Genomic DNA, 27,000 nt, shown 5'->3' on the forward strand with positions numbered 1-27,000 from the left:
AAAACCTCGCGACTACAGCCTCGGTTCGAATCGAACCGAGGCTGTAGTCGTTTCGTCACAGGATGGTCGTCGGCCGAACCCCGAGGCCGGAATGCATGTACGCCTCGTCGATCATCGTCATGTTGGCTACCGCGTCGCCCGGCCCGATCGGCAGCGCCGAGACCCCGGACAGATGATCGGCGAACGCTTCGAGTTGATAGGTGTACGACGACTTCGTGCCCAGATGCTCGACGCTCGTGCGCCCACCGGCCGTGACGGAGACACGGTCGTCGATGTCCGGCTGCAGGAAGTTGTGTACCAGGACGTCTCCTTCAGTGCCGAATACTCGGAAGATGAAGTGATACCGCTCGTCCAACATCGTGGTCACCACGGATGCCGTGGCGCCGCTGGGGTATTCGAGTTCGATGTCGAACCACGAATCAACCCTCGGAGCATATTCCTCGTGGCGGGTCTCGGTCACCACTGGCGCACCACCACAGACGTCACTCAGCGTCCGGGAAGCATGTAACCCGTAGCAGCCCAGGTCCATCAGTGACCCGCCTGCCAATGCGAGCTCCCACCGCGGGTCGTTCTCGGATGGTGTGGGCATCCGCAGTACGGTTTCCACCCGAGTGACCGCGCCGACTGTGCCGCTCCGAACCACATCCAGCAGGCGCCGGTTCACCGGATGAAAGAGGTAGTGGAACCCCTCGAGCAGCGTCACTCCGCTCACGCGCGCTGCCTCGGCTACAGCACGCGCTTCCACCGCGTTGCTCGAAAACGGTTTCTCCGTCAGCACGTGCTTGCCGGCCCGAACGGCGGCGAGATTCCACGGTCCGTGCAGGCTGTTGGGTAGCGCGTTGTAGACGACGTCCACCTCCGGATCCGAGATCAGCTCGGCGTACGAACCGACCACCCGTTCGATCCCATGCTGGGCCGCATAGGCTCTGGCCCGCTCGGGGTCGCGTGCGGCAACGGCCACCAGGCGGTGCCCGGTGGCCGTTGCAGGTTTGATCATCGCGTTCTCGGCGATGCGTGAGGCTCCCAGAATGCCTATCCGCAGCGGGGTAGGTGTCACAGAACCGACCGCAGATACTCGACGCTCGCTCGCACATCGCGCACCGGTCCCTCGTCCGACGGCGCTTCGGCCAGAATGGTGTCCTGCTCGAGCACGTACCACCCGTCGAAACCGTGGCGCTGCAATATGGCTGTGACACCGGCGATGTCGACGTCGCCGCCACCGAGTGGACGGTACATTCCCGCCTTCACGCCGTCGGTGTAGGTGAGCTCACCTCTGCGAACGCGTGATGCGAGGGCATCGTCGACGTCCTTGAGATGCACGTGGGTGATGCGCTCGGGAGCTTGACGCGCCAGGTCGACCGGATCGGTGCCGCCGATCAACAGGTGGCCGGTGTCCAGGCACAGGGGGATGGCCGAGCCGTCGAGCACTCGCAGGACCTCGTCGCGCTGCTCGATCATCGTTCCGACGTGAGGGTGGACAACTGCCCTGATTCCGCGCTCGGCCGCGGCGTCGGTGAGGCGATCGAGATTGTGCAGCAGGGTTTTCCAACTCTGCTCGTCCAGTTCCGGGCGTGAATCGTAGCCGTCGGAACCCGTCGCGGCGGCCAGGACCAAAACTTCGGCACCCGAGGCGACGAAACCATCGAGGATGGGGGAGATGCCGGGAACCGGATCATGATCGCGATCATGCAGCAGTACCGGTGCGAACCCGCCGACTGCGCTCAGATCGTGATCCGCGAGCACCTTGGCCATTTCGGCGGGTGCAGTCGGCAGAAAGCCCTCCGGTCCGATTTCCGTTGCCGCCAGACCGACTTCGCGCATTTCCCGGAGGACTTGCGCAGGGTCGAGCTGGTAGCCCCAGCCCGGGACTTCGCACACGCCCCAGGAGATCGGTGCGCCGGCGATGCGAGGAGTGCTCATGTGTGTGCCTCATTCTTGTCGTGAAGGAACAGATCTTTGACTTCGGTGATCGTGACGGGCCGACCCTCGCGCAGAGAGTGCGTTGCAGCTTCGGAGATCCAGGCCGACTCGACCGCATCTGCGGGCGTGCACGGTGATTCCCGACGCCCGGCGACAACGCCGAGGAATGCTTCGAGTTCCGCACGGTAGGCGGACGTGAAGCGGTCCATGAAGAACGTGTACGGCTCCTTCGAGGGGAACGATGTTTCGGGGTCGAGGGAGCGGAGTGGCAAGCGGTCGTCCAGCCCGGCAACGACGGAGTCCGCCGAGCCGAGTACCTCGAGTCGGCAGTCGTAGCCGCGGCCGTTGTAGCGGGTATTCGACACGACCGCGATGGTTCCGCCTTCGAAAGTGAGAACCGTTGCGGCGGTGTCGACGTCACCGGCATCGGCGATCCCGCGATCACCCTGATTCGAGCCGGTGGCAAAAACAGTGGTGACTTCGCGGCCGCTGATCCACCGTACGATGTCGAAGTCGTGGATCGAGCAGTCGCGGAAGATGCCGCCTGAGTGTTCGATGTACGAGATCGGCGGGGGAGCGGGATCGAGGGTGGTCGATCGGAGAGTGTGGATCCAACCGAGTTCTCCAGATCGAACCGCGTCGTACGCCGCCACAAATGACGGGTCGAATCGGCGCTGAAATCCGATCTGGACTGGTACCGACGTCTGCTCGGCAGTCGCGAGTACACGAACGGAGGATTCGATGGAGTCGGCTACCGGCTTTTCGCAGAACGTCGGGATGTCTAGGCGAACAGCGGCTTCGATCAATTCGGCATGTGAACTCGACGGCGCGGCGATCAGAACGCCGTCGATGCCCGACGCTAGAAGCGCGTCGGGATCGGCAGCGGACTCCACGTCGAGTTCGCTTGCCACGTCCGAGGTTCGACGTGCGTCGACATCGGTGACAACCAGTGCGTCGACGCCGTTTAGCGTCAGTAGATTTCGGGCGTGGTAGCTGCCGATTCGTCCGAGGCCGACGACTCCGATACGAGCGCCCATCAGTCCAGCCCTCCGAAGACGTTCTGGTCCCAGTCGATGATCGAACCCGTCACGACTCCGCTGCGATCGGAGAGCAGGAAGACGACGAAGTCGGCGATTTCGTCGACCTGTCCGAGCTTGCCCATGGGGAGGGTGCTGCCCGCGCGTTCCTGCCAGTCGTCACCAGCGTCGTGAAAAGCTCTCTGCGTGAGGTCTTCACCCTCGGTCTGTGTCCACCCGATGTCGAGACCGTTGATCCGGATACGATCCCAGCGATGCGCATGGGCGGCGTTGCGGGTCAGCCCCGCCAGCCCGGCCTTCGCTGCCACGTACGGCGCGAGATACGGCTGCCCGCCGAGTTCGGACGTGGAGATGATGTTGACGATGGACCCGGGGACCGCACGCTCGCGCATGTCTTTGACTGCTGCCTGCATCGTGAAGAACGGACCGCGAAGGTTCACCGCGATGTGCTGGTCGAAGAGTTCTTCGGTGGTGTCGAGCAGCGTTCCGCGTGAAGTGAGCCCGGCGGAATTGACCAGAGCATCCACGCGGCCGAAGTGAGAGATCGTCTCGGCCACGCTGTCGAGCGCGGAATCCGTTTGTGCCACATCGGCTTCGATGAAGTGAGTTCCCGGAAGTTCTGTCTCGAGAGCCTTTCCGACGTCCGGGCGTCGGCCGGTGAAAGCCACCTGAGCGCCCTCACGGACTGCGGCGCGTACGATTCCGGCGCCGACGCCTTGCGAGCCGCCACTGACCAGTAAGACGGTGTCGGCCAGGAGTGCGGGCCTGGTTACGCCCGGCGTAGAAGTCATGGGTTTAGTCTGGCTGTGACGAAGACCTCGAGCAACAGCAAAAAACCATCAAATATCCATCATCGTGAGGTAGTTGTGGCGCATCGATTCAAAGTACGGGAGATCGCTCAGCAGTCGGGCCTGAGTGAGGCCACCGTCGACCGGGTGCTCAACGACCGTCCTGGAGTTCGCGACGGCACACGATCGGAGGTTCGCCAGGCGATCACGGACCTGGAACGTCAACGCTCGCAACTGAAACTGGTCGGTCGCACGTTCATCGTCGACGTCGTGTTGCAAACTCCTGCAAGGTTTTCCGACGCCGTCCGTGACGCGCTCGAGGCCGAACTGCCCACCCTTGCACCCGCTGTAGTTCGTTCCAGGTTTCACTTTCGTGAAACCGGTTCGGTAGAAGCGATGACGTCGACGCTCGACAAGATTCGCCGGCGTGGCTCCCACGGAGTCATCGTCAAGGCTCCCGACACTCCGGAAGTCGTGGCGGCGATCGACCGGTTGGTGGCGGCAAGGATTCCGGTCGTCACGTTGGTGACCGACGTTGCCGGCAGCAGGCGAGCCGCCTACATCGGCATCGACAACCGAGCCGCTGGAGCCACCGCCGCGTACTTGATAGATCAGTGGCTGGGGGATCGGGAAGGCAACGTGCTGGTCAGCATGAGCAGTGGGTTCTTCCGCGGGGAGGAAGAACGGGAGATGGGATTTCGCTCCGCCATGCGAGTCTCGGCTCCGCATCGACGGTTGATCGACATTCCGAACAGTGACGGTCTGGATCAGACGAGTAGGAAATTGGTGCGAGCGGCACTCGAATCCGATCCGCAGATCCGTGCCGTGTATTCGATCGGTGGTGGCAACCTGGCCACGGTCGACGCGTTCGAAGAATTGAACCGGGAGTGCAGTGTCTTCATCGCCCACGATCTCGACGGTGACAATCGAAAGTTGCTGGGGGAGAAGCGAATATCGGCGGTGCTCCACCACGATCTGCGTGCGGATGTTCGCACTGCCTGTCAGGTGGTCATGAAGGAACACGGCGCCATGGGCGCTCACTTCGGCTTTACGACGTCACCGGTCCAAGTCGTGACACCGCTCAACATGCCCCCGACATAGCTGTGCGCGGTCAAGGAGTCCGGAGACTCCCTAACCGCGCACAGGGCCGAAGGCCTGACTATCGAGCGAAGAGCAGTGCTCGCTTGACTTCCTGAATAGCCTTTGTCACCTGGATGCCGCGGGGGCACGCGTCGGTGCAGTTGAACGTGGTGCGGCAACGCCACACGCCGTCCTTGTCGTTCAGGATGTCGAGACGCTCGGAAGCGGCCTCGTCACGGCTGTCGAAGATGAACCGGTGTGCGTTCACGATGGCAGCGGGACCGAAGTAGCTGCCGTCGCTCCAGTACACGGGGCACGACGTGGTGCAGCATGCGCAGAGGATGCACTTGGTGGTGTCGTCGAAACGAGCACGGTCGTGCTGGCTCTGGATGCGCTCACGAGTGGGCTCGTTGCCACTGGTGATGAGGAACGGCTTCACGGCGCGGAATGCGTCGAAGAAGGGCTCCATATCGACAACCAGGTCCTTCTCGACGGGCAGGCCCTTGATGGGCTCGACCGTGATGGTGACCGGCTTGCCGTCCTTGGGCAGCATGTCCTTCATCAGCAGCTTGCAGGCCAGACGGTTCACACCGTTGATCCGCATCGCGTCCGATCCACAGACTCCGTGTGCGCAGCTGCGACGGAACGTGAGGGTGCCGTCGAGGTAACCCTTTACGTACAGCAGCAGATTGAGCAGACGGTCGGTGGGCAGTGCCGGGACCTGGAAACTGTCCCAGTGCTGGCCCTCGCCCGATTCGGGATTCATCCGCGCGATCTTGAGAGTGACCATGACGGCCCCCTCGGGAACAGCGGGGAGTTTGGGTGCATCTACAGCAGGCGCAGACATCAGTACTTACGCTCCATCGGCTCGTAGCGGGTCTGGATCACCGGCTTGTAGTCCAGACGGATGTCGGAGAGCAGGCCGTCACCCTCCTTGTACGCCATCGTGTGCTTCATGTACTCGGCGTCGTTGCGATCCGGGAAGTCCTCGCGAGCGTGGCCGCCGCGCGATTCCTTGCGGTTGAGGGCGCCGACGACGGTGACCTCTGCCATTTCGAGGAGGAAGCCCAGCTCGATGGCCTCGAGCAGGTCGCTGTTGTAGCGCTTGCCCTTGTCCTGGACCGTGATGTGGTTGTAGCGCTCCTTGAGAGCACGCACATCCTTGAGAGCCTGGGTGAGGCGCTCTTCGGTGCGGAAGACGGAGGCGTTGTTGTCCATCGACTGCTGCAGCTCGGTGCGGATGTCCGCAACGCGCTCGTGGCCGTGATCGGACAGGATGACGCCGACCCAGTCTTCGACCATCGCGGCCGGGGTTTCCGGCATGTCGACGAACTCGGTGGAGTTCGCGTACTCGGCGGCAGCGATGCCGGCGCGACGGCCGAACACGTTGATGTCGAGGAGCGAGTTGGTACCGAGACGGTTTGCACCGTGTACGGAGACACAGGCGCATTCGCCGGCCGCGTATAGACCCTTGACGATCTCGTCGTTGTTGCGCAGCACCTCACCGTTGATCTTGGTGGGGATACCGCCCATGACGTAGTGGCACGTCGGGTAGACGGGCACGGGCTCCTTGACGGGGTCCACGCCGAGGTAGGTGCGCGAGAACTCCATGATGTCGGGGAGCTTCTCGTCGAGAACTTCCTCGGGGATGTGCGTCACGTCGATGTAGACGTAGTCCTTGTTCGGGCCGGCGCCGCGGCCTTCGAGAACCTCGAGGACCATCGAACGAGCCACGATGTCACGCGGAGCGAGGTCCTTGATGGTGGGTGCGTAACGCTCCATGAAGCGTTCACCGTCGGCATTACGGAGAATGCCACCTTCACCGCGGACGGCTTCCGAGATCAGGATGCCGAGACCGGCGAGTCCTGTCGGGTGGAACTGGTGGAACTCCATGTCCTCGAGGGGCAGGCCCTTGCGGAAGATGATGCCCATGCCGTCACCGGTGAGGGTGTGCGCGTTGGACGTCGTCTTGTACATGCGTCCCGAGCCGCCGGTCGCGAAGACGATCGACTTGGCGTGGAAGATGTGCAGCTCGCCGGTCGAGAGCTCGTAGCAGATGACACCGGTGGCAACCGGGCCGTCCTCGGTCTCGGTGATGGCGATGTCGAGCGCGTAGAACTCGTTGAAGAACTCGACGTCGTGCTTGACGCAGTTCTGGTAGAGCGTCTGCAGGATCATGTGACCGGTGCGGTCGGCGGCGTAACACGCACGGCGGACGGGTGCCTTGCCGTGGTCGCGTGTGTGGCCACCGAATCGACGCTGGTCGATCTTGCCTTCGGGCGTGCGGTTGAACGGCAGACCCATCTTCTCGAGGTCGAGCACCGCATCGATGGCCTCCTTGGCCATGATCTCGACGGCGTCCTGGTCGGCGAGGTAGTCGCCGCCCTTGACGGTGTCGAAGGTGTGCCACTCCCAGTTGTCTTCCTCCACGTTCGCCAGTGCGGCACACATGCCGCCCTGGGCCGCGCCGGTGTGGCTGCGGGTGGGGTAGAGCTTGGTCAGTACGGCCGTGCGGGCACGGGGGCCAGCTTCGATTGCCGCACGCATGCCTGCGCCACCGGCGCCGACGATGACCACGTCATAACGATGTTCCTGCATGAAGTCTGTGCTCCCCTAGCTCGCCGAGATATTGGGGTCGAAGGTGAAGATGACGTACGTGCCCAGGCCCATGATCAGGATCATCGAGAGAACGAGGATCGTGGTCAGCCAGAAGCGCGTGGAGTCCTTGCGGGAGTAGTCCGCGATGACCGTGCGCAGACCGTTACCGCCGTGCAGCTGTGCCAGCCACAACATCGTCAGATCCCAGAACTGCCAGAACGGGCTGGACCAGCGACCTGCGACGAACGCGAAGTTCAAACGGTGAACGCCACCGTCGAGCATCAGCATGATGAACATGTGGCCCAGGACCAGAACGATCAGGGCGACGCCGGAGAAGCGCATGAAGAGCCATGCGTACAACTCGAAGTTGTTCCGAGCCTTCGCGCGCGGGGACCGCGGGTTGTCCAGGCTTGCGGGACGGTCGTATGAGGTGCCCAGGCTCTTGGCTTCGGGTCCGTGAGTAGTCGCCATGTCAGTGCTCCGCAAACATGTTGATGAGGATGCGTCCGGCGCCTGGGATCATCACCAGGAACCAGATCGTCAGAATGGTCCAGAGCATGACGCGCTGGTACTTCGGGCCCTTCGACCAGAAGTCCACCAACATCACGCGCACGCCGTTGAGGGCGTGGTAGAGGACTACGCCGACGAGGCCGATCTCCATGAGGCCGACGAGGGGGTTCTTGTACGTGTCGATGACGGCGTCGTACGTATCGGGATTGACCCGAACGAGTGCCGTATCGAGAACGTGTACGAATAGGAAGAAGAAAGTAGCGACGCCTGTGATCCGGTGTAGAACCCAGGACCACATTCCGGGGTCGCCCCGGTAAAGCGACCTCGTGCGCTCCTTCTGAGGAGCGGCTTCAGTCGTAGTACTCATCGAGTGCTGTGCCTCCAACGTCATTGGTGGACGCGTCGAGCCTGCAGAGAGCTTCGATGTACCTCAGCCCGGGCTCGACGGGATCCTGAACCGACTTGACTCAGACTCTAAACCTATGTGAAACCGGGAACTAATCAGATGCGGGATTCGTACGCGTACCAAACTCTTTGTAAGGTTTGCCTTTCCAATCTCGCCGAGACGGTTTCGGCGTGGTTTCTGCATCCATTCAGTCGGCGTGATTGGATAACGAACCATGGGTGACATCGACTGGAAGTTGTTGCGGCACAACGCGCAAGTGGTCATGCGGCAGGCTTATGCACCGTACTCGGGCTATGCAGTGGGTGCAGCTGCCCTGGTAGACGATGGTCGGATCGTCTCAGGATGCAATGTGGAAAATGTCTCATACGGTTTGAGCCTGTGTGCCGAATGTGGACTCGTCGGTAACTTGGCCGCCACCGGGGGCGGGCGGCTGATTGCCTTCACGTGCTGCGACGCGAAGGGCTCGATTCTGATGCCATGCGGCAGGTGCAGACAGCTTCTTCTCGAGCACGGCGGGGGTGAGATGCTTGTCGACACGAGCAGTGGGTTCAAGCCGCTGAGCGAGCTGTTGCCTGATGCTTTCGGGCCGGAACAAGCAGAGGGGCTCCGCCATGTTTGACGCAGTTTCCATCATCGGCGCCAAGCGTGACGGCCGCGAGCTGTCGGGAACCGAGATCGACTGGATAGTTCAGGCGTTCACACAGGGGATCGTCGGTGACGAGCAGATGTCGGCGCTCGCGATGGCGATCTACTTCCGCGGAATGTCGCGAGCAGAGACCGGTCGATGGACCGAGGCGATGATCGAATCCGGCGGGAGGATGGACTTTTCGGACTTGCCGCTGCCCACCGTCGACAAGCATTCGACCGGTGGAGTGGGGGACAAGATCACCCTTCCGCTTGCACCCCTCGTCGCTGCCTGTGGTCTTGCAGTCCCGCAGTTGTCGGGCCGCGGACTCGGCCACACCGGTGGAACTCTCGACAAGCTCGAGGCCATTCCAGGTTGGCGAGCCGAGCTCACGGCGACGGAGATGGTCGACATTCTCTCGGACCCGAAAATCGGCGCGGTGATCTGCGCTGCCGGAGCGAATCTGGCCCCCGCGGACAAGAAGCTCTACGCGCTGCGCGACGTGACCGGAACGGTGGAATCCATTCCGCTGATCGCAAGTTCGATCATGAGCAAGAAGATTGCCGAGGGAACCGGCGCCCTGGTGCTCGACGTCAAGGTCGGTTCCGGAGCGTTCATGAAGGACCTCGGCGACGCGCGAGAGTTGGCACGCACGATGGTCGAGCTTGGCAACGACGCCGGCGTGCGTACAAGCGCTCTCATCACCGGGATGGACACCCCGCTCGGATTGACGGCGGGCAACGCCCTCGAGGTACGTGAATCCGTCGAGGTGCTGGCAGGCGGCGGGCCGTCGGACGTCGTCGAGCTGACCCTGGTCCTGGCTCGGGAGATGCTGTCCGCGGCCGGGATCGACGGTATCGACCCCGCCGACAAACTGGCCGACGGCACGGCAATGGACCGGTGGCGCGCGATGATCGCCGCACAAGGTGGGGACCCACACGCGACGCTGCCGGTGGCCCGGCACAGCGACGTTGTCACCGCGGACCGAGACGGCGTACTGACCCGACTCGACGCCATGGCGGTGGGCATCGCGGCCTGGAAACTGGGAGCCGGACGCGAACGGCAGGGCGAAGCCGTTCAGGCCGGTGCCGGCATCGAGATGCATGCAAAGCCTGGCGACGTGGTCCGTGCCGGGCAGAAGCTGATGACATTGCACACCGACACTCCCGAGAGATTTGATGCAGCGCGACGAAGCCTCGGCGGTGGATGGTCGATCGGGACCGATTCCGACACCGTTTCGCGACCGTTGCTCATCGAGCGAATTGTGGGTGATTCGCGTTAGCGTTGGCGAATGAACGCACCGGAGTTGACCACGATCCGCAGCGCACCCAAAGTTCTTCTCCACGATCATCTCGACGGAGGACTCCGACCCGAGACCGTTCTCGAACTGGCCGAGCAATGTGGCTACGACGAGCTGCCGGCGAATACGGCATCCGAACTGGCGCAATGGTTCCGAACTGCCGCTGACAGTGGATCGCTCGAGCTCTACCTCGAAACGTTCGCGCACACAGTCGCCGTGATGCAGACCCCCGAAGGGCTTGCACGGGTGGCACGTGAGTGTGCCGAGGATCTGGCCGACGACAACGTCGTCTATGCCGAGGTCCGTTTTGCGCCCGAGCAGCACCTGGAACAAGGCCTGAGTTTGGACGAGGTCGTCGAGCACGTTCTCGAAGGTTTCCGGGCCGGCGAATCCGCTGCCAGGGTCGCGGGACGGGAGATCCGCATCGGCTGTCTTCTCACGGCGATGAGGCATGCCGCGCGGTCGCGGGAGATCGCCGAACTCGCGGTGCGATTCCGGGACCGCGGGGTTGTCGGGTTCGACATCGCCGGTGCCGAGGCCGGTAACCCACCGAGCCGGCACCTCGATGCTTTCGAGTACATGCGTGATGCGAACGCTCACTTCACGATTCACGCGGGTGAGGCTTTCGGGTTGCCGTCGATCCACGAAGCCATCGCCTTCTGCGGAGCGGATCGGTTGGGCCACGGCGTGCGGATCGTGGACGACATCGACGTAGGAGTGCAAGGTGGGGCAGAGTTGGGTCGGCTCGCGAATTACGTCCGTGACATGCGCATTCCCCTGGAACTGTGCCCGAGTTCGAACGTGCAGACCGGGGCCGTAGCCGCCCTGGCGGACCATCCGTTCGGACTCTTGGCGGACTTGCGCTTCCGAGTGACCGTCAACACCGACAACAGGCTGATGAGCGACACCACCATGAGCCGGGAAATGGCCGCGTTGGTCGAGACCTTCGGTTACGGATGGACCGATCTCGAACGCTTCACCATCAACGCGATGAAGTCGGCCTTCATCCCGTTCGACGAGCGCCTCGCGTTGATCGACGACGTCATCAAGCCGGGCTACGCCGTGCTCATCGGCTAGATGACGTGCGCCCGACTACTCAGATCGAAGCCGGGTCTCGAACTCGCGTTCGAGTTCGCGCCAGGCCTCGGATTCCTTGGTGAACGGCGCACTCGGAGCCATCCGCGACGGATCGGGGTTGAGGAGGTACGAGACGTACCAACCCAGCTCGTTCGACGCGGACAGAGCCTCCTCGGTGGAGTCGTCGTCGGCGAAATCTGCTGCATCGGTGAACAATTCGACTGCGAGTTCCAGCTGCTCGGCATCTACGACGTCCGGGCCCTGGGCGAGGTCGTCGGCGATACCGGGCAGAACGTAGACGTTCTCGTCCGTGACCTCGATTTCGAGTGAACCGTCGACGGCCGCATTCTGAATTTCGCCGTACGTACTGACCTGCGAGAGATCGTGTTCGTGGTTGTCGGCGAGGTAGCGAGCGAGTGCGCGCTCGCTACGGAAGACGGTGATCAGTCCGTCCTTGCCGAGGAAGATCGCCTGATCCCCCATGTAGCAGCGCAGAGTGTAGAACGTCTCGGCCGAGGTGATGATGCGGATCGGGTCGACACCGACCTCACCCCAGAAGGTCTCGACTTCGTCTTCGTCCTCTTCGAGGTCGTCTTCGTCGAATTCCTCGTCCTCGCCCTCCTCGGCGACATCGTCGGCGTCGACGGTGTTCTCGGCGGCAGCGAGCAGTTCAGCTTCGGCGACCGCCACAGCAGCTGCATCGACCTTCGGGGAGGTGACCACCTTGTCGATGGCGTCGAGAACGGCGTCCCAGTCCTTGACGATCGCAGCGCCGACCTGGTCCCACAACTCCAGGCCTTCGCGGCCTTCGAAGGTGCCGGCGCCGGTGGCAAGCGCGCCGAGTACCGGATGGCCGCTGAAGAAGCGGATGACCGCGTCGAGTTCGCACACCTCACCGATGTTGCGAGCCATGTTCAGGGTGTCTTCGAGTTCCGAGACCGCCAGTGCCTCAGGGTCACCTGCGGCCAGTTCCGGCACGCCGACGAAATCGAACGTGAAGTTCTCTTCCGGTTCCAACTCGGCTGCCGACAGTCCGGAGACGACGGCCCACGCCGGATGCTCGACCAGGTCGTTGTCGGAGTCCGTTCGGATGAAGGCCGCGAGTTCCGCGACGGAGGAGAACCCGTAGAGGTCTTCCTCATGGCCGAGAAACGCTTCCCACTCGTCGTCGCCCTCGCGCCAGCGAGGTGCCCACAAAGTGACGAGGTCTCCGTCGGTGAGTCCGATTTCGATAGGGACGATGTCTCCAGCCATGGGCGGAAGCCTATCCACCGCAGCGCGAAAGGCATAGCGGGGGTTCGTCACGTTTGTTTCAGGGCTACTCGGAGCTCACTGACCAGTCGCTCGCGTTCGTCGTTGGACTGTCGAACTGCCTGGTGAATCGTGGCCACCGTCAATGCGGCCACCGTCTGAGAATTCATCGCGGTGACTGCGTCGGTGATCCGTAGGTCGACCAGAGCGCCCAGCCCGTCGACAGTCGCCGTGACTATCCCACCCTCGCTCGAGACGACTACCCGAAGAGCGCCGACCCCGTCGACGGCGTCCTGCAAGAGTCCCGTCCGGTGTTTCGCCAGCTCCATGATTCGATCAATCTCGCTCATATCGAACGCATCCAGCTCGACGGAAGGTTCTGGCCCTCGGCGGCGTCGACATCGGCCAGTTCGTCTCGGGTCGGGAGACCGAGCCGATCGAGGATCGCTGCCGGGACTCCGGTCTCCTCGAGCTCCACACGATGGCGGGCGCCGGCTTCGATTGCTGCATGTGAGCACAGCGTGAGTATCTGCTGCGCCAACCGCTGCCCGCCGTACCGCAGTTCGTCCTGGCTGATCCGCAGGTCCACGGGCACGGCGTGCTCCGTGGCGCGGACCGCGATGGTTCCGTTGCGGTTGACGGCTACGGCTGTGATGATCGGCGGTGATTCGCGCTTGTTCTCGGGCATGATTCCCTGTCATTCCGTCGGACGGTAGAAGCCGTGAAAGCCCATGCTGCTGTTCGTGGTTCGGATGGCGCTGATCTCGACAGGATCGCCGGCTTCGACCATCTGACCGTTGCCGATCACCATGGCGACGTGTCCGTCCCAGACCGCGAGGTCGCCCGGCATCAGATTGTTCTGATCGACCTGGTTCCCGATTCCCTGTTCCTGAGCCAACCTCGGAATATCGACTCCGGCCTGGCCGTACGCCCATTGCGTCAGACCACTGCAGTCCAGACCGACTCCGGGTGTCGTGCCTCCCCAGGCGTACGGGACACCCTGTTGAGTGAGCGCGTTGCGTACGGCAGCAGCGGCCTCGGCGTTCGGTGCGGTGGCAATCGAGCCGTCGGGAAGTTCGACCTCAACGCCACCGACGGAACCGGAACCACTTGCGGAACCGGAACCACCGACGGAACCGGAACCACCCGCCGACTCGGAGACCCCAGGTGCGGGATCGGGTATCGGGACGGACGGGACGAGTGCGGACATCTTGTCGGTCGACCCGGCCAGCTCACCGCGTACCCGCTCGATAACCGATACCGCGCGTCCGAGGTGCTCCAACGCGGCCGACAACAACATCAATTGGCCCGTCGGTGTCATCAGCGTCGGCCCGGCCTTGATCGCGAGTGTCAGAAACGACTGGAGAATCTCACCGAGTTCGGTCATTCCCGCGTACACGGACGTTGTCGCTTCGTCCACGACGCCGGCGATGTCGTTTCCGCGATCGGCGAGGTTTCGCGTCGACGTCTGCGTCTGCTCGGTTTTGGTCACCGCAGCAGTGAGAGCAGTCGACGAACTCTGAGAGGACGCCAGTTCGCTCAGTGCCGCGCTTCCCAGTTGGTAGGCGATCTCGAGGGCGTCCGTGGCGATTCGGATGCCGACGTCGGGTCCACTTGCGCTGGGGACACCAGTCCCGACAGTGTCGACCAGGTCGATGATCGGTCGTGCGAGTGCGTCGACGTCGATCATGAGCGTGCGGCTTCAGCGAGAGTCCTTCGTACCGATTCCTCGGAGTCGAGATAGACGGCGTGAGCGTCGCGGGTGGCTGACTGGACGCTGGAGATCACAGCGGACAGTCGATCGATGTCGTCGATGTGCGCTTGCTGTGCTCGGCTCGCGACATCGACGAAGTCGCCGCCGATCAGCCCCAGCACAGTGGACAGAGCCAAGTGATCGCCACCCGCCGCGTCCTGTCGAGCTTGCGCGACGTTGTCGGCAACAGTGCCCAACCGCGTGGCGAACTCCGCGATGCTTTCAGTGTCCAGATCCAGATTTGTCAACTTGTCTTCCCCCCGTTGCGCTTACTCCCTCTTGGACGCCGCGCGGGGTGCTCCGGTTCCCGAGGAACTATTCTGATGGTCATGCAAACGCACGTAGTCGACCATCCGCTCGCGGCGGCCCTCTTGACGACAATGCGTGATGCACGCAGTGAGAACGCATCTTTTCGTTCCGCACTTCGCAGGCTCACGCACATGCTGGTCTACGAGGCCATGCGTGACGCGGAGGTCGAGGAATTTCCGGTCGACACCCCGGTAGCAGCGACGACGGGCATCCGGCTCGCGAAGCCGCCGTTGTTGGTACCGGTGCTGCGGGCCGGTCTGGGCATGGTCGAACAGGCGAGTGCGCTGATTCCGTCGGCCGGCGTCGGCTTTGTCGGAATGGCACGTGACGAAGAGACTCATCAGCCGGTTCCGTACCTCGAATCCCTGCCGGCGGATCTGTCCGGGATCCCGGTGTTCGTGCTCGATCCGATGCTCGCCACCGGTGGTTCGATGGTGCACACCATCGACTTGCTGGTTGCGCGTGGCGCGACGGATGTCACGGCAGTGTGCGTCGTGGCCGCTCCGGCCGGCGTCGACGCGCTGGCAGCGTCCGGCCACCCGGTTCGTCTGGTCATCGCGAGCATCGACGACGGACTCGACGAGAACGCTTTCATCGTCCCCGGTCTCGGTGACGCCGGCGATCGGCAGTTCGGACCCCGCTAGAGCGAAAGGGCGAAGGTTCGGAGTTCGGCCAGCCGGGCCTTCGCCTGCTCTACTGCGTTCGCGAGGTCGGCGCGGTTCGCCACCGGGACGACAACTTCGAGATAGCACTTGAGCTTGGGCTCGGTTCCGGACGGTCGAACAACCACGCGGATCGACGGCCCGTCGAATATCACTGCGTCGGTGCGCATACCACCGCGAACCAGGGACAAGTCCTCGGTCGTGACCGGCTCGCCCGCGAGTTGGCTTGGCGGATCGGCGCGTAGCCGTTTCATCATTTCCGCGATGTCACTCGAGTCCTCGACGCGGCGGGATACTTGGTCCCCGCAATGCAGTCCGAATTCGACGGCATAGTCGCCTAGAACGTCCAACAGGGTTCTGTTGCTGCCCGCGAGGGTGGCAGCCAAGTCAGCCACCAGAACGGCAGCTGAGATTCCGTCCTTGTCCCGCACCACATCCGGATCGGCGCAGTGCCCGATCGCTTCCTCGTAGGCGTAGACGAGTCCGTCGCCGGCGCGCGTGAGCCACTTGAATCCGGTGAGTGTCTGCGCAAACCTGGCTCCGCGGGCTTTCGCCAACTTCGAGAGCAGGGTCGAGGAGACGATCGTCGTCGCCACCAACGAATCTTCGGGCGCCGTGCTCAGTACGTGGTCGGCCAGGAGCACCCCGGTTTCGTCGCCGCGCAACATGCGCCACTGATCACCGTCGCGAACTCCGACGGCGCAGCGGTCGGCATCCGGGTCGAGTGCGATCGCCAGATCCGCGTCGACACTTCGGGCAAGGGCGAGCAGGCGGTCTGCGGCGCCGGGCTCTTCGGGATTGGGGAACTCGACGGTCGGAAACGTGGGGTCGGGATCGAACTGCTCCGCCACGACGTGCAGGTCCTCGAATCCTGCTGCTCGCAGAGCCGCGGTCGCAGTCTCACCCCCGACGCCGTGCATTGCCGTGAGCGCAATCCGGATCGAGCGGGCGTCGCCGTGCGGGAGGGTCGCGATGCGGGCGATGTACTCCTCGACCAGAGAATCGTCGGCCGGAATCACCGATGCTCGCGCGACGTCGGCGGCACTACCGATGCGAGCGATCTCGCTCTCGATTTCACGATCGGCGGGGGAGACGAGTTGCGCTCCGCCCGAGAGATACACCTTGTAACCGTTGTCGGCGGCAGGATTGTGGGAGGCGGTGATCTGGATACCTGCCGCTGCCCCGAGCCTGCGCACCGCGAACGCCACCAGCGGTGTCGGCAGTGGGCGGGGGAGCAGGGTCACCTCGAACCCGGCCGCTGCCATGACCTCGGCGGCGGCCAGAGCAAATGCCTCTGAACCGAGCCGGGCGTCGCGGCCGACCACAACGCGGGACCCGCCCTGGCAGCGAGCTGTCAGCCAGGCCGCCAGACCGGCCGTGGTCCGGATGACGACCGCGAGGTTCATGCCGTTGGGTCCGCCGCGTACCGGCCCGCGAAGCCCAGCAGTGCCGAACGTCAGCGGTGCGGAAAAGCGTTCGGCCAGTTCATGTTCGGAAAGGGCGGCTAATTCTGCGCGGGTAACTGGGTCCGGATCGGCGTCGATCCACTCGTTGACGTTCAGTGGTGTCACAGCTGCTCGACCAGTTGGCGCAGCAGCACTCCCATCCGGGCCGCCGAAGCTTTGCCTGCCGCCAGCACCTCCTGATGGTCCAGTGGGGCGCCCGTGATTCCGGCGGCCAGATTGGTGACCATGGAGATGCCGAGAACGCGGGCGCCGAGCGCGCGGGCCGCGATGGTCTCGTGAACCGTCGACATGCCGACCAGATCGGCGCCGAGTGTACGAAGCATTCGAATCTCGGCCGGAGTCTCGTAATGCGGACCGGGAAGCCCGGCGTAAACACCCTCGGCAAGGTCCGGGTCGATCGAGCGAGCCAGCGCACGCAGTTCCGGCGAGTAGGCGTCGACCAGGTCGACGAACTCTGCGCCGACGAGGGGAGAGCGGGCCGTCAGGTTCAGGTGGTCACTGATCAGCACTGGTTGTCCCACTGCGTAGTCCTCGCGGATACCGCCGGCCGCATTGGTGAGGATGACGGTGTCGGCGCCGGCAGCAATGGCTGTCCGGACCGGGTGGACGACGGTACCGAGATCGTGGCCCTCGTATGCGTGCGCGCGCCCGAGCAGCAGCAGGACTTCGGTGTTTCCGACGCGCACCGAACGAATGGTGCCCGCATGGCCGAGGGCGGACGGTGGGGCGAAGCCAGGAAGATCCGCCATCGAGACTTCGGCTGTCACGTCCGCACCGGCGTCGCCGAACACGTCTGCGGCATCGGTCCACCCCGACCCGAGCACGATGGCGACTGACGGTGACGAAGAGCCAGTCATGGCGGACAGAGCAGCGGCGGCGGCCTCGGCGATCGTTCCCATGTGAGCAACCCTACTGAGGAGTCGGGTCGGTTCGCCGGGTGAGTTGGCGGGCGTTACTCTCCCATCCATGCCTTATCTCGAACGCGACGGCGACGTATTCATCCTGTACCTCGGCAACGAGGGCGAAACGGACAACGAGAACCGCTTCGGCCCCGAGTGGATCGACGCTGTTCACAGCAAGTTGGACGAGGTCGAAGCGCACGAGGGTCCCGCAGCCCTGGTGACGACGGCGACGGGCAAGTTCTACACGAACGGCCTGGACACGACGTGGATCTTCGGCAATCTCGACGGTCTGCCCGGCTACCTGGACAAGGTCCACACCATCTACAGCCGTTTGCTGACCTTCCCGATGGCCACGGTCGCGGCCGTGCAGGGGCACGCGTTCGGCGCCGGCGCCATGCTCGCGTCCTCGCACGATTTCCAGATCATGCGCGCGGACCGCGGCTTCTACTGCCTCCCCGAGGTCGGACTGAACATGCCGTTCACTGTCGGCATGTCAGCACTGTTGAACAGTCGTCTGCCCAAGCAGACGGCAGTCGACGCGATGACGACGGGGCGTCGCTTCGGCGGTGCCGACGCACTTGCTGCGGGCATCGTGCAGGAAACGGTCGACGGAGACGGAGTGCTCGCCGCTGCTGTGGCCAAGGCGTCGGCACTTACGTCGACTCACGGCAAGAACTTGGCGGGAATCAAGGCAGGCATCCACCGCGATGCTCTTGCAGACCTCGCTCAGGTGACTGACAAGAGCAACTTCTCCTTCGGGTGAGACAATGATCGCGTGAACCAGAATGTCGACAGCGCAGTCAGGTCCGTAGAGGCCGATCTGATTGCGCTGTCGCATTCGATTCACAGCGACCCGGAACTCGCCTTCGAGGAGTTCCGCAGCGCTGCCAAAGTGTCGGACCTGCTGGCGCAGCACGGTTTCGCGGTCACTCACGGGATCGTCGATCTGCCGACGGCCTTCGATGCCACCTACGGCAGCGGAGAGTTGGTCATCGCGATCTGCGCCGAGTACGACGCGTTGCCCGAGATCGGTCATGCCTGTGGGCACAACATCATTGCCGCCGCCGCGGTCGGGGCCGGCATCGCGTTGGCTACCGTGGCCGACGAACTGGGTATCACAGTCCGAGTGATCGGTACTCCCGCGGAGGAAACCGGTGGCGGCAAGGTCCTGATGCTCGAGCGTGGTGCCTTCGACGGCGTCGGCGCTGCCATGATGGTTCATCCAGGGCCGATCGACATCATCGGTGCGACCTCGCTGGCCTTGGCGGACATCGCCGTGAGTTATCACGGTCGCGAGGCGCATGCGTCTGCTGCGCCGGAGTTCGGTCGTAACGCCGCCGACGCAGCGACGCTCGCTCAGGTGGCGGTCGGACTGTTGCGTCAGCACCTGCAGCCAGGTCAACAGATTCACGGAATCGTCAGTGACGGCGGCACGGCTCCCAACATCGTTCCGGCTCGGTCCGAATTGCTCTACTACCTGCGTGCCGAAACGGCCGCGTCGTTGGCCAATCTGTCCGAGCGTGCCGACGCGTGCTTCGCCTCGGGTGCACTCGGCACCGGGTGCACCCACGAAATCCGCACGGTATCGCCTACTTACACCGAGCTGACCCCCGATCCGTGGCTGGCGGCGGCGTACCGTGAACAGATCGTCGATCTCGGGCGGGTGCCACTGGCAGCGGAATGGGAGCGCTCCCGTCCACTGGGTAGTACGGATATGGGTAATGTGACCAATGTGATTCCGGGAATTCACCCGGTCATAGGCTTGGATTCATCGGGGGCAGTGACACATCAGCCGGAGTTCGCGGCTGCGTGTATCACCACCTCCGCAGATCGAGCGGTCGTCGACGGTGCAATTGCGTTGGCCCGCACTGCTGTCCGGGTAGCGTCCGATCCAGAACAACGCGCCCGTCTGTTGGAAGGGGTAGATCGCCGGTGAACGCGGCAATCGACACGTGGATTCACGCGCACACCGACGACCTCGTCGCGTGGCGTCGACACATCCATGCCAACCCGGAGTTGGCTCGCCGCGAATACGCGACCACCGAATTCGTCGCCACCCGCCTCACTGCCGCTGGATTGTCGCCGAAGATCCTTCCCGGTGGCACCGGTCTCACGTGCGATATCGGACCGGAGGGTCCACGAATCGCACTGCGCGCCGACATGGACGCTTTGCCGATGCAGGAAGCGACCGGGGCGACGTACTCGTCCACGGTCCCCGGTGTGTCCCATGCATGCGGGCACGACGCCCACACCACCATCTTGCTCGGCGCCGGACTGGCTCTGGCCACGCTGCCCGAACTTCCCGTCGGGGTTCGGCTGATATTCCAGCCCGCCGAGGAAGTCATGCCTGGCGGAGCACTCGACGTCATCGCCGCGGGCGCGCTCGACGGTGTGTCCAGAATCTTTGCTCTGCACTGCGATCCGCGACTCGAGGCAGGCCAGGTCGGAATGCGCCTGGGCGCGATCACCTCTGCTGCCGACACGATCGAGGTCGTCCTCGACTCTCCGGGTGGGCACACGTCGCGGCCGCATTTGACCACGGATCTGATCTACGCGCTCGGCACCGTCGTGACCGGGCTGCCAGGAATGCTCAGCCGTCGTATCGATCCGCGTACCGGAACCGTCATGGTGTGGGGCGCGGTCAGCGCAGGTCAGGCGCCCAACGCGATTCCGCAGACCGGCATGATGACGGGCACGGTACGTACCGGCGATCACGACACCTGGGAGTTGCTCGAACCGCTCGTGGAAGAAATCGTCCACGGACTGCTCGCACCCACCGGAGTTCGCTACCAACTCAACTATCGTCGCGGAGTGCCTCCGGTCGTCAACGACGAGGTGTCCACTCGGATGTTCGAGGACGCCATCGCGACCGTCGGACAAGATGCTTTGGCGGACACCCCGCAATCCGGTGGTGGCGAAGACTTTTCGTGGTACCTCGAAACCGTGCCGGGTGCCATGGCGCGGCTCGGCGTGTGGTCGGGTGAGGGCGATCAGCTCGACATCCACCAACCCACTTTCGATCTCGACGAGCGAGCACTCGGCGTCGGTGTGAAGGTTCTGACGAGCCTGGTTCTGGGATAGTTCCGGTTCCCGTCGGGGGTACCGTTTTTCGTGTCGTTCGAGTGAAGGTACGGGCATGTCCATAGGTGTGGGAGTGCGAATCGGCACATTGGTGTCGACGGCTGTCGTTGCGTCGAACGATCCGGGTTCGGCCGATCCGGTGGTATTGGTTCGGGACACGATCCTCAATCAACGCAAGGACGGAACGACGGTGCTCGGTGGCACCGAGCAACTGGGTGCCGGCCGTGAGTTCGCCGAGAGCTGGTCGGGCTTTGTCGGTCGCGTCGGGGACCCGAGTGGCGTCGCGGGAACTGCCGATACTCGTTACCGCGCCGAGGATTTGGTGGCGACCTCGATTCGCTGTCTGTTGCAGGAATGCGAGCCGCTGCCCGATCGTGGTGGTCGAAGCGGGGGAGCGCCCGACATCGTCGCGACCTACCCGTCACGCTGGGACTCATCGACAGCGGCCCTCATGCAGGATTCGCTGGTCTACGCGGGCCTCGAACGGGTCACACTCGTCTCGGATGCCGAGGCCGTGTCGGCGTGGTTCGAGTCGGAAATCGCGGCACTCGCCGGCACGCTCATCGGCATCTATCACGTGGACGACACCGGGGCAGCGGTCACCCTCGTGCGTTCTGGTGTCGCGGCCGGCCGTGCATTCGGCTTTGCCGGCGACGGGAGTTCGCCGAGTTCACGCCTCGCGACGGCTCTGGGTGCGTTCGGTTGGATGCCGGAGAACCTGGACGCCGTAGTCGTCACCGGTGACGGCGAACCGGCGACAGACAAAGCGGCCATGATGTCCATAGCGGCCAGGATTGCCGAAAAGCTCGGTGTCAGATGTGAACTCGGTCCCGGACCTGAGCAGTCGGCTGCGCTGGGAGCCGCAATTCTGGCTGCCGGATTCACCTCGACGTCGCACACTATCGTGCCGATCGGATTGCCGCCTTCACACGACGTGACCGAGGTGTTCGACACCCTGGGACGCGAGAAGGTGGCGGCAGAAACCGCTGCCGGGGTGGCGACCGCCGAGCCGGAAACTGCAGTTGTCGCAGGCGAATCGGAGTCGCGCGGTTCCAAGCGTGTGCTCATCGGCGTGACGGTTGTGGTGGTGCTCGCAGCACTGGCAGTGCTCGCGTATTTCCTGCTGCTTTGAGCAGGACAGCTATCTAATCGGTAACACCGTTACCCGGACCGACATTGCGGCTGTTTCTCGTCCGCAACTCTCGTACGTACTCGGCCGGCGCTCCGGCAATCTCGGCAGCGTCGGCCATCACACCGATGTAGCGGGCCGACGGCAGCCCGCCTTCGTACGCATCCATGACGTAGAGCCACGCAAGTACCGCGTCGCCGGCGGTGTCGACCCGCACGCGGATCTTGCGGTGCAGACCCAGTTCGGCACCTTCCCAGCGGTCCAGACTCACTTCGTCCTCTTCCGGGACGTCGTAGAGCACCACGAAAACACTGGAATCGGGATCTTCGACCACGGTGGCGAGAGCACCCTCCCAGCCGAGGTCCTCGCCGCTGAAGGTCAGGCGCCAGCCTCGCAGCCACCCTGTCCCGGACATGGGGGAGTGTGGGCAGCGCAACAACATCTGCTCGGGATGCATGTTGGAACCGTAGGCGGCATAAATCGACACGGGCGCAAGCCTAAACCGTGGTCCGAGGGTGTGGCGAAGCGGACCACCGGACGCAAGTAATCTGGTACAAGCACTGCGCGACACGTGGTGCTCGAATAGCGTGACACTGGTCGACGGGAGACCCCTGCCGGCCACGCGAGGACTTGGAGGACACATGACCCGGATCGTGATCATCGGTGGCGGACCCGCCGGCTACGAGGCGGCACTGGTAGCCGCGCAGCACGGGGCCACGGTCACCCTGGTCGATTCGGACGGCGTCGGCGGTGCGTGTGTGCTGTTCGACTGTGTCCCGTCGAAGACGTTCATCGCGTCCACCGGAATCCGCACCGACATGCGTCGTGCATCCGACCTCGGCATCACTCTGGATCCGGAGCAGGCTTCGGTGTCACTGCCGAAGATCCACTCCCGAGTCAAGAGTCTCGCGTTGTCCCAGTCCTCGGACATTCGCGCACGGTTGCAGACGGTAGGCGTCGAGGTTCTCTCCGGCACCGCCGAACTGACCGATCCACTCCTCGGAATGGCAGCACACCAGGTTCGCGCGACGCTCGGAAGCGGCGAGCAGAAGACCATCGACGCAGACGTCGTGTTGATCGCCACCGGCGCCAGCCCCCGCATCATCCCGGGAGCCGAGCCCGACGGTGAGCGAATCATGACGTGGCGCCAGCTCTACGACTTGGACGAGCTTCCCGAGCACCTGGTCGTGGTCGGTTCCGGTGTCACCGGTGCCGAGTTCGTCTCCGCGTACACCGAGATGGGCGTCAAGGTCACGCTCGTGTCCAGTCGCGACCGTGTTCTGCCCGGCGAGGATGCCGATGCGGCGCTCGTGCTCGAGGACGCCCTCGCCGAGCGCGGTGTCACCCTCGTCAAGCACGCCCGCGCGGACGCCGTCGAGCGCACCGAGAAGGGCATCGTCGTCAAGCTCTCCGACGGCCGCACGGTCGAAGGAAGCCACGCTCTGATGACCGTCGGTTCCGTCCCCAACACCAACGGTCTCGGCCTGGAGCGGGTCGGCATCGAGTTGGACAAGGGTGGATACCTGCGTGTCGACCGGGTCTCGCGCACCACGGTTTCCGGTATCTACGCTGCCGGTGACTGCACCGGACTGCTCCCGCTCGCGTCGGTGGCTGCGATGCAGGGACGTATCGCGATGTACCACGCACTGGGTGAAGGCGTCAGCCCGATCAAGTTGAAGACCGTCGCGTCGGCCGTCTTCACACGCCCCGAAATTGCAACGGTGGGTGTTTCGCAGGCAGCGATCGACAACGGAGAGGTGCCTGCGCGCACCGTCATGTTGCCGCTCAACACCAACCCGCGCGCCAAGATGTCCGGTTTGCGTCGCGGATTCGTGAAGATTTTCTGCCGCCCGGCTACCGGCGTGGTCATCGGCGGTGTTGTGGTCGCACCCACTGCTTCGGAATTGATCCTGCCGATCGCGATCGCCGTACAGAACAACCTGACGGTCAACGACCTGGCGCAGACGTTCTCGGTGTACCCGTCGCTGACCGGATCGATCACCGAGGCTGCTCGTCAGCTCATGCGTCACGACGACCTGGACTGACAACCGACCAGAGTCTTCTTACAATGTGGGAACTCTGTTTCACATACTGAAGTATTGGTGGGATAGTCGAGATACCGACCGAATCAAGGGTCGGTATCTCGGCGCTCTCCCGCCCCGTTGACCCAGGACGGCTCAGGGTGTTTTTCCTCTGACCTTCATTCTGCGTGCCTGGGAGCTTCATATGACACACGCCGCGCTGTCCGCTCGCATGGACGGACTCCGTAGTTCTGCAATTCGCGATCTGCTCACCCTGACTGCCCGGCCCGACGTCATCAGCTTGGCCGGCGGACTGCCCGATCCCGATTTCATTCCGCGGGAGCGAATCTCGAAGGCAGCCCACGACGCACTCGGTGACCCCTCGTCCGTTCAGTACGGCGAGACCTCCGGCCTGCTGCGCCTCCGTGAGGTGATCGCCGAGCGCGAATCATCCAAGATCAAGCGGACACTCGACGTGTCCGAAGTCGTGATCACCCACGGTTCTCAGCAAGGTTTGAGCTTGCTCGCGCAGGTCCTCCTCGACGCCGGTGACGTCGTGGTCGTGGAGGAACCGGCATATACCGGTGCGCTGCAGGTCTTTCGAACGGCGCAGGCCCGTCTCGTTCCCGTCCAGCTCGACGAGGACGGAATGGACACCGACGCGCTCGAAGCGAAACTCGACGCCGGTCTTCGGCCCAAAGTTGTTCACACCGTGAGCAATTTCCACAACCCGCGCGGCGCGGTGCTTTCGGCGCAGCGGCGAGCGCACTTGGCGGCACTGGCGGACCGATACGGGTTCTGGGTTCTCGAGGACGACCCGTACGGCGAACTGTACTTCGGCGAGAAACCGCCCGCACCGCTGGCGGCGTTGTCGGACAGGGTGATTCGGCTGTCCAGTGCTTCCAAAGTGTTGGCACCGGCGCTGCGCGTCGGCTGGCTGCACGGCGACCGAAAGGTCTGCGAGGCGGTCGAACTGATCAAGCAAGGCGCTGACCTGTGCGGGTCTTCGCTCACACAGCAGATCGCCGCAGACCTCTTCTCCGACGTCGAATGGTTCGACGCGCATCTCGACGTGCTTCGAGCGGGGTACGGCGCGAGGGCGAAGGCGTTGGTCACGGCCGCCGAGGCGGAATTGAGTGGGCGTGCACGCTTTTCCGAGGTCCGCGGCGGGATGTTCTGTTGGATGGATTTCCTCGACGACGTCGACACCACCGAACTCCTGGGTGCCGCGCTCGCGCATGGCGTGGCATTTGTCCCAGGTTCGGCCTTCGCGGTCGAAGCGGACCTTGGTCGAAGCGCTCGACTGTGTTTCGCGACGTATCCCGAAGCGGTGCTGGTCGACGCCGTCGGCAGGCTCCGGGACAGTGTCACCGCAGGTACAGCCTGACTTTGTCGATAGTGTTGCGGAGCAGATCGATCTCCGTACCGGACGGCGGGGTGGTGACGGTGACGTGGTCGGCGACGGCCAGATCCCATCCCGTCGCCTCTCGCACCTGATGGACCGAGATGCCTTCGTGGACACTGGTCAGCTCCAACTCGCCGCCGGGGCCCTGGTGTGTCAGGACACCGAGGTTGGTGAACACCTTTGTCACTCCTGCACCTGCCGGCATGATGCCCTTTCCGCTGGCGTGGGCGCGGGCGGGGCTGGGTGAGGTGCAGAAGTCGAGCGCGGCCGGAAAGGAACTGAGGTCGTGGCGACGCATCACGACGAAGATCTCGGCCGCGTTCGCGATGATCTCGACGGCCCCGCCTGCTCCGGGCAGTCTGACCGTCGGGTTCTTCCAGTCACCGATGAAACTTGTGTTCAGGCTTCCCGTTCGATCGATTTGAGCGGCCCCGAGAAAACCGACGTCGACGTTGCCACCTTGCAGGACATAACCGAAGAGTGCGGCCATACTGAGCACGGATTCGGCGCCGGAGACCACGACGGAGTCGGCGATACCTTCGGCCATCGCCGACGGATGCGCGCCGCACACTCCGGATTCGTAGATCAGTTCTACGTCCGGATTCGACGTGTGGCGCGCGAGATCGACTGCGAGCGTGGGGAGCCCGACTCCGGCGAAGACCCGGCGCTTACCCGCCAACTCGCGTGCCGCGACGGCGACGATCGTTTCGGTGGAGGTGGTGTTGCCGCTGACAATCGTGGTGGTCACAGTCTGCTCCCGTAGTCGACTGGTGTGGAGAGTTTTGGTCCGACCTCGAGATCCGACCAGTAGTCGGCTCCGAGCTTGGCGAGATATTCGTCGTGATCGCCGAGTGTGTACACCCATTCGTCGAGCCAATTTCTCAGCAACGAAGGGTCTTTGGAAATCTCGGTCCAGCGTCGGTAGAAGCCGCAATCGCGGTCGTAGTATCCCTGTGCGTACGACGGGTGCGCGCCGCGCGGGCAGACGACAACCGCGTCGACTGCATGCGAGGGAATCAGAGTTCGGCTCGGATCTGACCTGATGACCTCGTCGTCGACCAGCTCTTCCACAACGACGATCGCCTTCTTCGCGGCGTAAACGGCTTCTTGCTGCACCCCGGCGATGCCCCAGATCTGTGCGTTCCCGGACGTGTCCGCTCGCTGTGCGCCGATGATCGTCACATCCGGATTCAACGGCGGCACAACGTAGACGCTCCCGCCGCCGTACGGATCCTCGACGAGTCTCAGTTGTGGGTTGAGTGCGGGTAGATCACTACCGGCGTACGACCGCAGCGGGAAGAAGGGAAGCCTGGCCGCTCCCGCCTGATACCGGCACACCATGCCGTAATGACTGTATTCCTCGACTTCGAGGGGGAGCGGGTCCTGGTTCTCGATGCGTCTGCGTAACTCGTACAGAGAACCTGCGGAGCCGCTGGCGAAGAACGAGGCAACCAGCTTTCGGACGCAGCCGGCGGCGACGAGTTGATCGGAAACGATGTCCGGCGTCATCCGGCAGAGCGTGAGGTCCTTTCTGCCCTGCCGGATGATCTCGTGTGCCGCGGCAAAAGGAATGAGATGCGAAAATCCCTCCAGCGCAACGGTCATCCCGTCTTCGACGTATCGGCCGACGGCCTCTTTCATCGAGAGGGTCTTGTCCACGTGTGTACCTCTTCTTGTTCT

The 27,000-nt window shown here is 63.7% G+C and carries 29 protein-coding genes; 11 read left to right on the top strand and 18 right to left on the bottom strand.

Annotated elements, in window-relative coordinates:
• Window positions 1–55: 55 nt before the first annotated feature.
• Genes ACN50D_RS00560 through ACN50D_RS00575 form a run of 4 tightly spaced genes read right to left on the bottom strand, consistent with a single transcriptional unit; the run spans window position 56 to window position 3,748 of the window.
• Window positions 56–1,057 carry a Gfo/Idh/MocA family protein gene (locus ACN50D_RS00560; RefSeq protein WP_210378294.1) on the bottom strand — a complete coding sequence of 334 codons (1,002 nt, stop codon included), beginning with the start codon at window positions 1,055–1,057 and terminating at the stop codon, window positions 56–58.
• Window positions 1,054–1,920: a TIM barrel protein gene (locus ACN50D_RS00565; RefSeq protein ID WP_007727332.1), complete on the bottom strand. Its 867-nt coding sequence runs from the start codon at window positions 1,918–1,920 to the stop codon at window positions 1,054–1,056. The genes ACN50D_RS00560 and ACN50D_RS00565 overlap by 4 nt, the downstream gene beginning before the upstream one ends.
• Window positions 1,917–2,957: a Gfo/Idh/MocA family oxidoreductase gene (locus ACN50D_RS00570; protein ID WP_042449644.1), complete on the bottom strand. Its 1,041-nt coding sequence runs from the start codon at window positions 2,955–2,957 to the stop codon at window positions 1,917–1,919. Before ACN50D_RS00570 ends, ACN50D_RS00565 begins: the two co-directional genes overlap by 4 nt.
• Complete coding sequence (locus ACN50D_RS00575; RefSeq protein ID WP_003940964.1) at window positions 2,957–3,748, bottom strand: SDR family oxidoreductase; 792 nt, start codon at window positions 3,746–3,748, stop codon at window positions 2,957–2,959. The genes ACN50D_RS00570 and ACN50D_RS00575 overlap by 1 nt, the downstream gene beginning before the upstream one ends.
• A 75-nt stretch (window positions 3,749–3,823) precedes the next feature.
• Between ACN50D_RS00575 and ACN50D_RS00580 the strand changes: the two genes are divergently transcribed.
• Window positions 3,824–4,846, top strand: a complete 1,023-nt coding sequence (locus tag ACN50D_RS00580; protein WP_083057767.1) for a LacI family DNA-binding transcriptional regulator — start codon at window positions 3,824–3,826, stop codon at window positions 4,844–4,846.
• Between the two features lie 58 nt (window positions 4,847–4,904).
• On the opposite strand, the gene ACN50D_RS00585 is transcribed toward ACN50D_RS00580, so the two are convergent.
• Genes ACN50D_RS00585 through sdhC form a run of 4 tightly spaced genes read right to left on the bottom strand, consistent with a single transcriptional unit; the run spans window position 4,905 to window position 8,300 of the window.
• A complete protein-coding gene (locus ACN50D_RS00585; protein WP_003940925.1) occupies window positions 4,905–5,672 on the bottom strand; it encodes a succinate dehydrogenase iron-sulfur subunit in 768 nt (255 codons plus the stop codon).
• The gene (sdhA, locus tag ACN50D_RS00590) at window positions 5,672–7,423 is read right to left on the bottom strand and encodes a succinate dehydrogenase flavoprotein subunit (RefSeq protein WP_003941011.1); all 1,752 of its coding nucleotides are present in this window, start codon (window positions 7,421–7,423) and stop codon (window positions 5,672–5,674) included. The genes ACN50D_RS00585 and sdhA overlap by 1 nt, the downstream gene beginning before the upstream one ends.
• Window positions 7,424–7,438: 15 nt before the next feature.
• On the bottom strand, window positions 7,439–7,894 hold the full coding sequence (locus ACN50D_RS00595) for a succinate dehydrogenase hydrophobic membrane anchor subunit (RefSeq protein WP_003940699.1): 456 nt from the start codon (window positions 7,892–7,894) through the stop codon (window positions 7,439–7,441).
• Between the two features lies 1 nt (window position 7,895).
• Window positions 7,896–8,300, bottom strand: coding sequence for a succinate dehydrogenase, cytochrome b556 subunit (gene sdhC, locus ACN50D_RS00600; RefSeq protein WP_020969155.1), 405 nt, complete (start codon window positions 8,298–8,300; stop codon window positions 7,896–7,898).
• Between the two features lie 253 nt (window positions 8,301–8,553).
• Here sdhC and ACN50D_RS00605 point away from each other — a divergent pair, with 253 nt between their 5' ends.
• Genes ACN50D_RS00605 through ACN50D_RS00615 form a run of 3 tightly spaced genes read left to right on the top strand, consistent with a single transcriptional unit; the run spans window position 8,554 to window position 11,341 of the window.
• Entirely contained in the window at window positions 8,554–8,958 is a 405-nt protein-coding gene (locus tag ACN50D_RS00605) for a cytidine deaminase (protein ID WP_042449639.1), read from the top strand.
• Window positions 8,951–10,246: a thymidine phosphorylase gene (locus tag ACN50D_RS00610; RefSeq protein ID WP_003940738.1), complete on the top strand. Its 1,296-nt coding sequence runs from the start codon at window positions 8,951–8,953 to the stop codon at window positions 10,244–10,246. Before ACN50D_RS00605 ends, ACN50D_RS00610 begins: the two co-directional genes overlap by 8 nt.
• Before the next feature lie 9 nt (window positions 10,247–10,255).
• Complete coding sequence (locus ACN50D_RS00615) at window positions 10,256–11,341, top strand: adenosine deaminase (protein WP_050654872.1); 1,086 nt, start codon at window positions 10,256–10,258, stop codon at window positions 11,339–11,341.
• 15 nt (window positions 11,342–11,356) lie between these two features.
• Here ACN50D_RS00615 and ACN50D_RS00620 read toward each other — a convergent pair whose 3' ends face one another.
• From ACN50D_RS00620 to ACN50D_RS00640, 5 genes are read right to left on the bottom strand one after another with little or no spacing between them, the layout of a single operon-like run.
• Window positions 11,357–12,595, bottom strand: a complete 1,239-nt coding sequence (locus ACN50D_RS00620) for a hypothetical protein (RefSeq protein ID WP_050654873.1) — start codon at window positions 12,593–12,595, stop codon at window positions 11,357–11,359.
• Between the two features lie 47 nt (window positions 12,596–12,642).
• Window positions 12,643–12,942, bottom strand: coding sequence for a YbaB/EbfC family nucleoid-associated protein (locus tag ACN50D_RS00625; protein ID WP_063316660.1), 300 nt, complete (start codon window positions 12,940–12,942; stop codon window positions 12,643–12,645).
• The gene (locus ACN50D_RS00630; protein WP_050654874.1) at window positions 12,939–13,280 is read right to left on the bottom strand and encodes a hypothetical protein; all 342 of its coding nucleotides are present in this window, start codon (window positions 13,278–13,280) and stop codon (window positions 12,939–12,941) included. The genes ACN50D_RS00625 and ACN50D_RS00630 overlap by 4 nt, the downstream gene beginning before the upstream one ends.
• Window positions 13,281–13,289: 9 nt before the next feature.
• Entirely contained in the window at window positions 13,290–14,282 is a 993-nt protein-coding gene (locus ACN50D_RS00635; protein ID WP_210378297.1) for a C40 family peptidase, read from the bottom strand.
• Window positions 14,279–14,593 carry a type VII secretion target gene (locus ACN50D_RS00640; RefSeq protein WP_007727320.1) on the bottom strand — a complete coding sequence of 105 codons (315 nt, stop codon included), beginning with the start codon at window positions 14,591–14,593 and terminating at the stop codon, window positions 14,279–14,281. Before ACN50D_RS00640 ends, ACN50D_RS00635 begins: the two co-directional genes overlap by 4 nt.
• An 81-nt stretch (window positions 14,594–14,674) precedes the next feature.
• Between ACN50D_RS00640 and upp the strand changes: the two genes are divergently transcribed.
• Window positions 14,675–15,298 carry a uracil phosphoribosyltransferase gene (upp, locus tag ACN50D_RS00645; RefSeq protein ID WP_210378299.1) on the top strand — a complete coding sequence of 208 codons (624 nt, stop codon included), beginning with the start codon at window positions 14,675–14,677 and terminating at the stop codon, window positions 15,296–15,298.
• Here the strand turns inward: upp and ACN50D_RS00650 are convergent.
• The gene (locus ACN50D_RS00650; RefSeq protein WP_211920471.1) at window positions 15,295–16,887 is read right to left on the bottom strand and encodes a phospho-sugar mutase; all 1,593 of its coding nucleotides are present in this window, start codon (window positions 16,885–16,887) and stop codon (window positions 15,295–15,297) included. The two genes, upp and ACN50D_RS00650, sit on opposite strands and share 4 nt — an antisense overlap.
• The gene (locus tag ACN50D_RS00655) at window positions 16,884–17,681 is read right to left on the bottom strand and encodes a purine-nucleoside phosphorylase (RefSeq protein ID WP_007727315.1); all 798 of its coding nucleotides are present in this window, start codon (window positions 17,679–17,681) and stop codon (window positions 16,884–16,886) included. The genes ACN50D_RS00650 and ACN50D_RS00655 overlap by 4 nt, the downstream gene beginning before the upstream one ends.
• Window positions 17,682–17,748: 67 nt before the next feature.
• Here ACN50D_RS00655 and ACN50D_RS00660 point away from each other — a divergent pair, with 67 nt between their 5' ends.
• From ACN50D_RS00660 to ACN50D_RS00675, 4 genes are read left to right on the top strand one after another with little or no spacing between them, the layout of a single operon-like run.
• The gene (locus tag ACN50D_RS00660; protein WP_003940710.1) at window positions 17,749–18,447 is read left to right on the top strand and encodes an enoyl-CoA hydratase-related protein; all 699 of its coding nucleotides are present in this window, start codon (window positions 17,749–17,751) and stop codon (window positions 18,445–18,447) included.
• 12 nt (window positions 18,448–18,459) lie between these two features.
• Entirely contained in the window at window positions 18,460–19,620 is a 1,161-nt protein-coding gene (locus ACN50D_RS00665; RefSeq protein WP_003940688.1) for a M20 family metallopeptidase, read from the top strand.
• Entirely contained in the window at window positions 19,617–20,765 is a 1,149-nt protein-coding gene (locus ACN50D_RS00670; RefSeq protein ID WP_003940741.1) for a M20 family metallopeptidase, read from the top strand. The genes ACN50D_RS00665 and ACN50D_RS00670 overlap by 4 nt, the downstream gene beginning before the upstream one ends.
• A 55-nt stretch (window positions 20,766–20,820) precedes the next feature.
• Window positions 20,821–21,897, top strand: a complete 1,077-nt coding sequence (locus ACN50D_RS00675; protein ID WP_211920469.1) for a hypothetical protein — start codon at window positions 20,821–20,823, stop codon at window positions 21,895–21,897.
• Between the two features lie 13 nt (window positions 21,898–21,910).
• Here ACN50D_RS00675 and ACN50D_RS00680 read toward each other — a convergent pair whose 3' ends face one another.
• A complete protein-coding gene (locus ACN50D_RS00680) occupies window positions 21,911–22,381 on the bottom strand; it encodes a gamma-glutamylcyclotransferase (protein WP_003940753.1) in 471 nt (156 codons plus the stop codon).
• A gap of 154 nt (window positions 22,382–22,535) precedes the next feature.
• Between ACN50D_RS00680 and ACN50D_RS00685 the strand changes: the two genes are divergently transcribed.
• Entirely contained in the window at window positions 22,536–23,939 is a 1,404-nt protein-coding gene (locus ACN50D_RS00685) for an NAD(P)H-quinone dehydrogenase (RefSeq protein WP_003940987.1), read from the top strand.
• 181 nt (window positions 23,940–24,120) lie between these two features.
• Entirely contained in the window at window positions 24,121–25,302 is a 1,182-nt protein-coding gene (locus ACN50D_RS00690) for a PLP-dependent aminotransferase family protein (RefSeq protein WP_050654879.1), read from the top strand.
• Here ACN50D_RS00690 and ACN50D_RS00695 read toward each other — a convergent pair.
• Both ACN50D_RS00695 and ACN50D_RS00700 read right to left on the bottom strand, forming a co-directional pair.
• Window positions 25,283–26,068 carry a CoA-transferase subunit beta gene (locus ACN50D_RS00695; RefSeq protein ID WP_050654880.1) on the bottom strand — a complete coding sequence of 262 codons (786 nt, stop codon included), beginning with the start codon at window positions 26,066–26,068 and terminating at the stop codon, window positions 25,283–25,285. The two genes, ACN50D_RS00690 and ACN50D_RS00695, sit on opposite strands and share 20 nt — an antisense overlap.
• Window positions 26,065–26,979: a CoA transferase subunit A gene (locus ACN50D_RS00700; RefSeq protein ID WP_228232565.1), complete on the bottom strand. Its 915-nt coding sequence runs from the start codon at window positions 26,977–26,979 to the stop codon at window positions 26,065–26,067. Before ACN50D_RS00700 ends, ACN50D_RS00695 begins: the two co-directional genes overlap by 4 nt.
• Between the last annotated feature and the right edge of the window lie 21 nt (window positions 26,980–27,000).

Origin of the sequence: Rhodococcus sp. SB1D, assembly GCF_048573875.1 — a bacterium.
Classification (GTDB): Bacteria; Actinomycetota; Actinomycetes; order Mycobacteriales; family Mycobacteriaceae; genus Rhodococcus_F; species Rhodococcus_F qingshengii.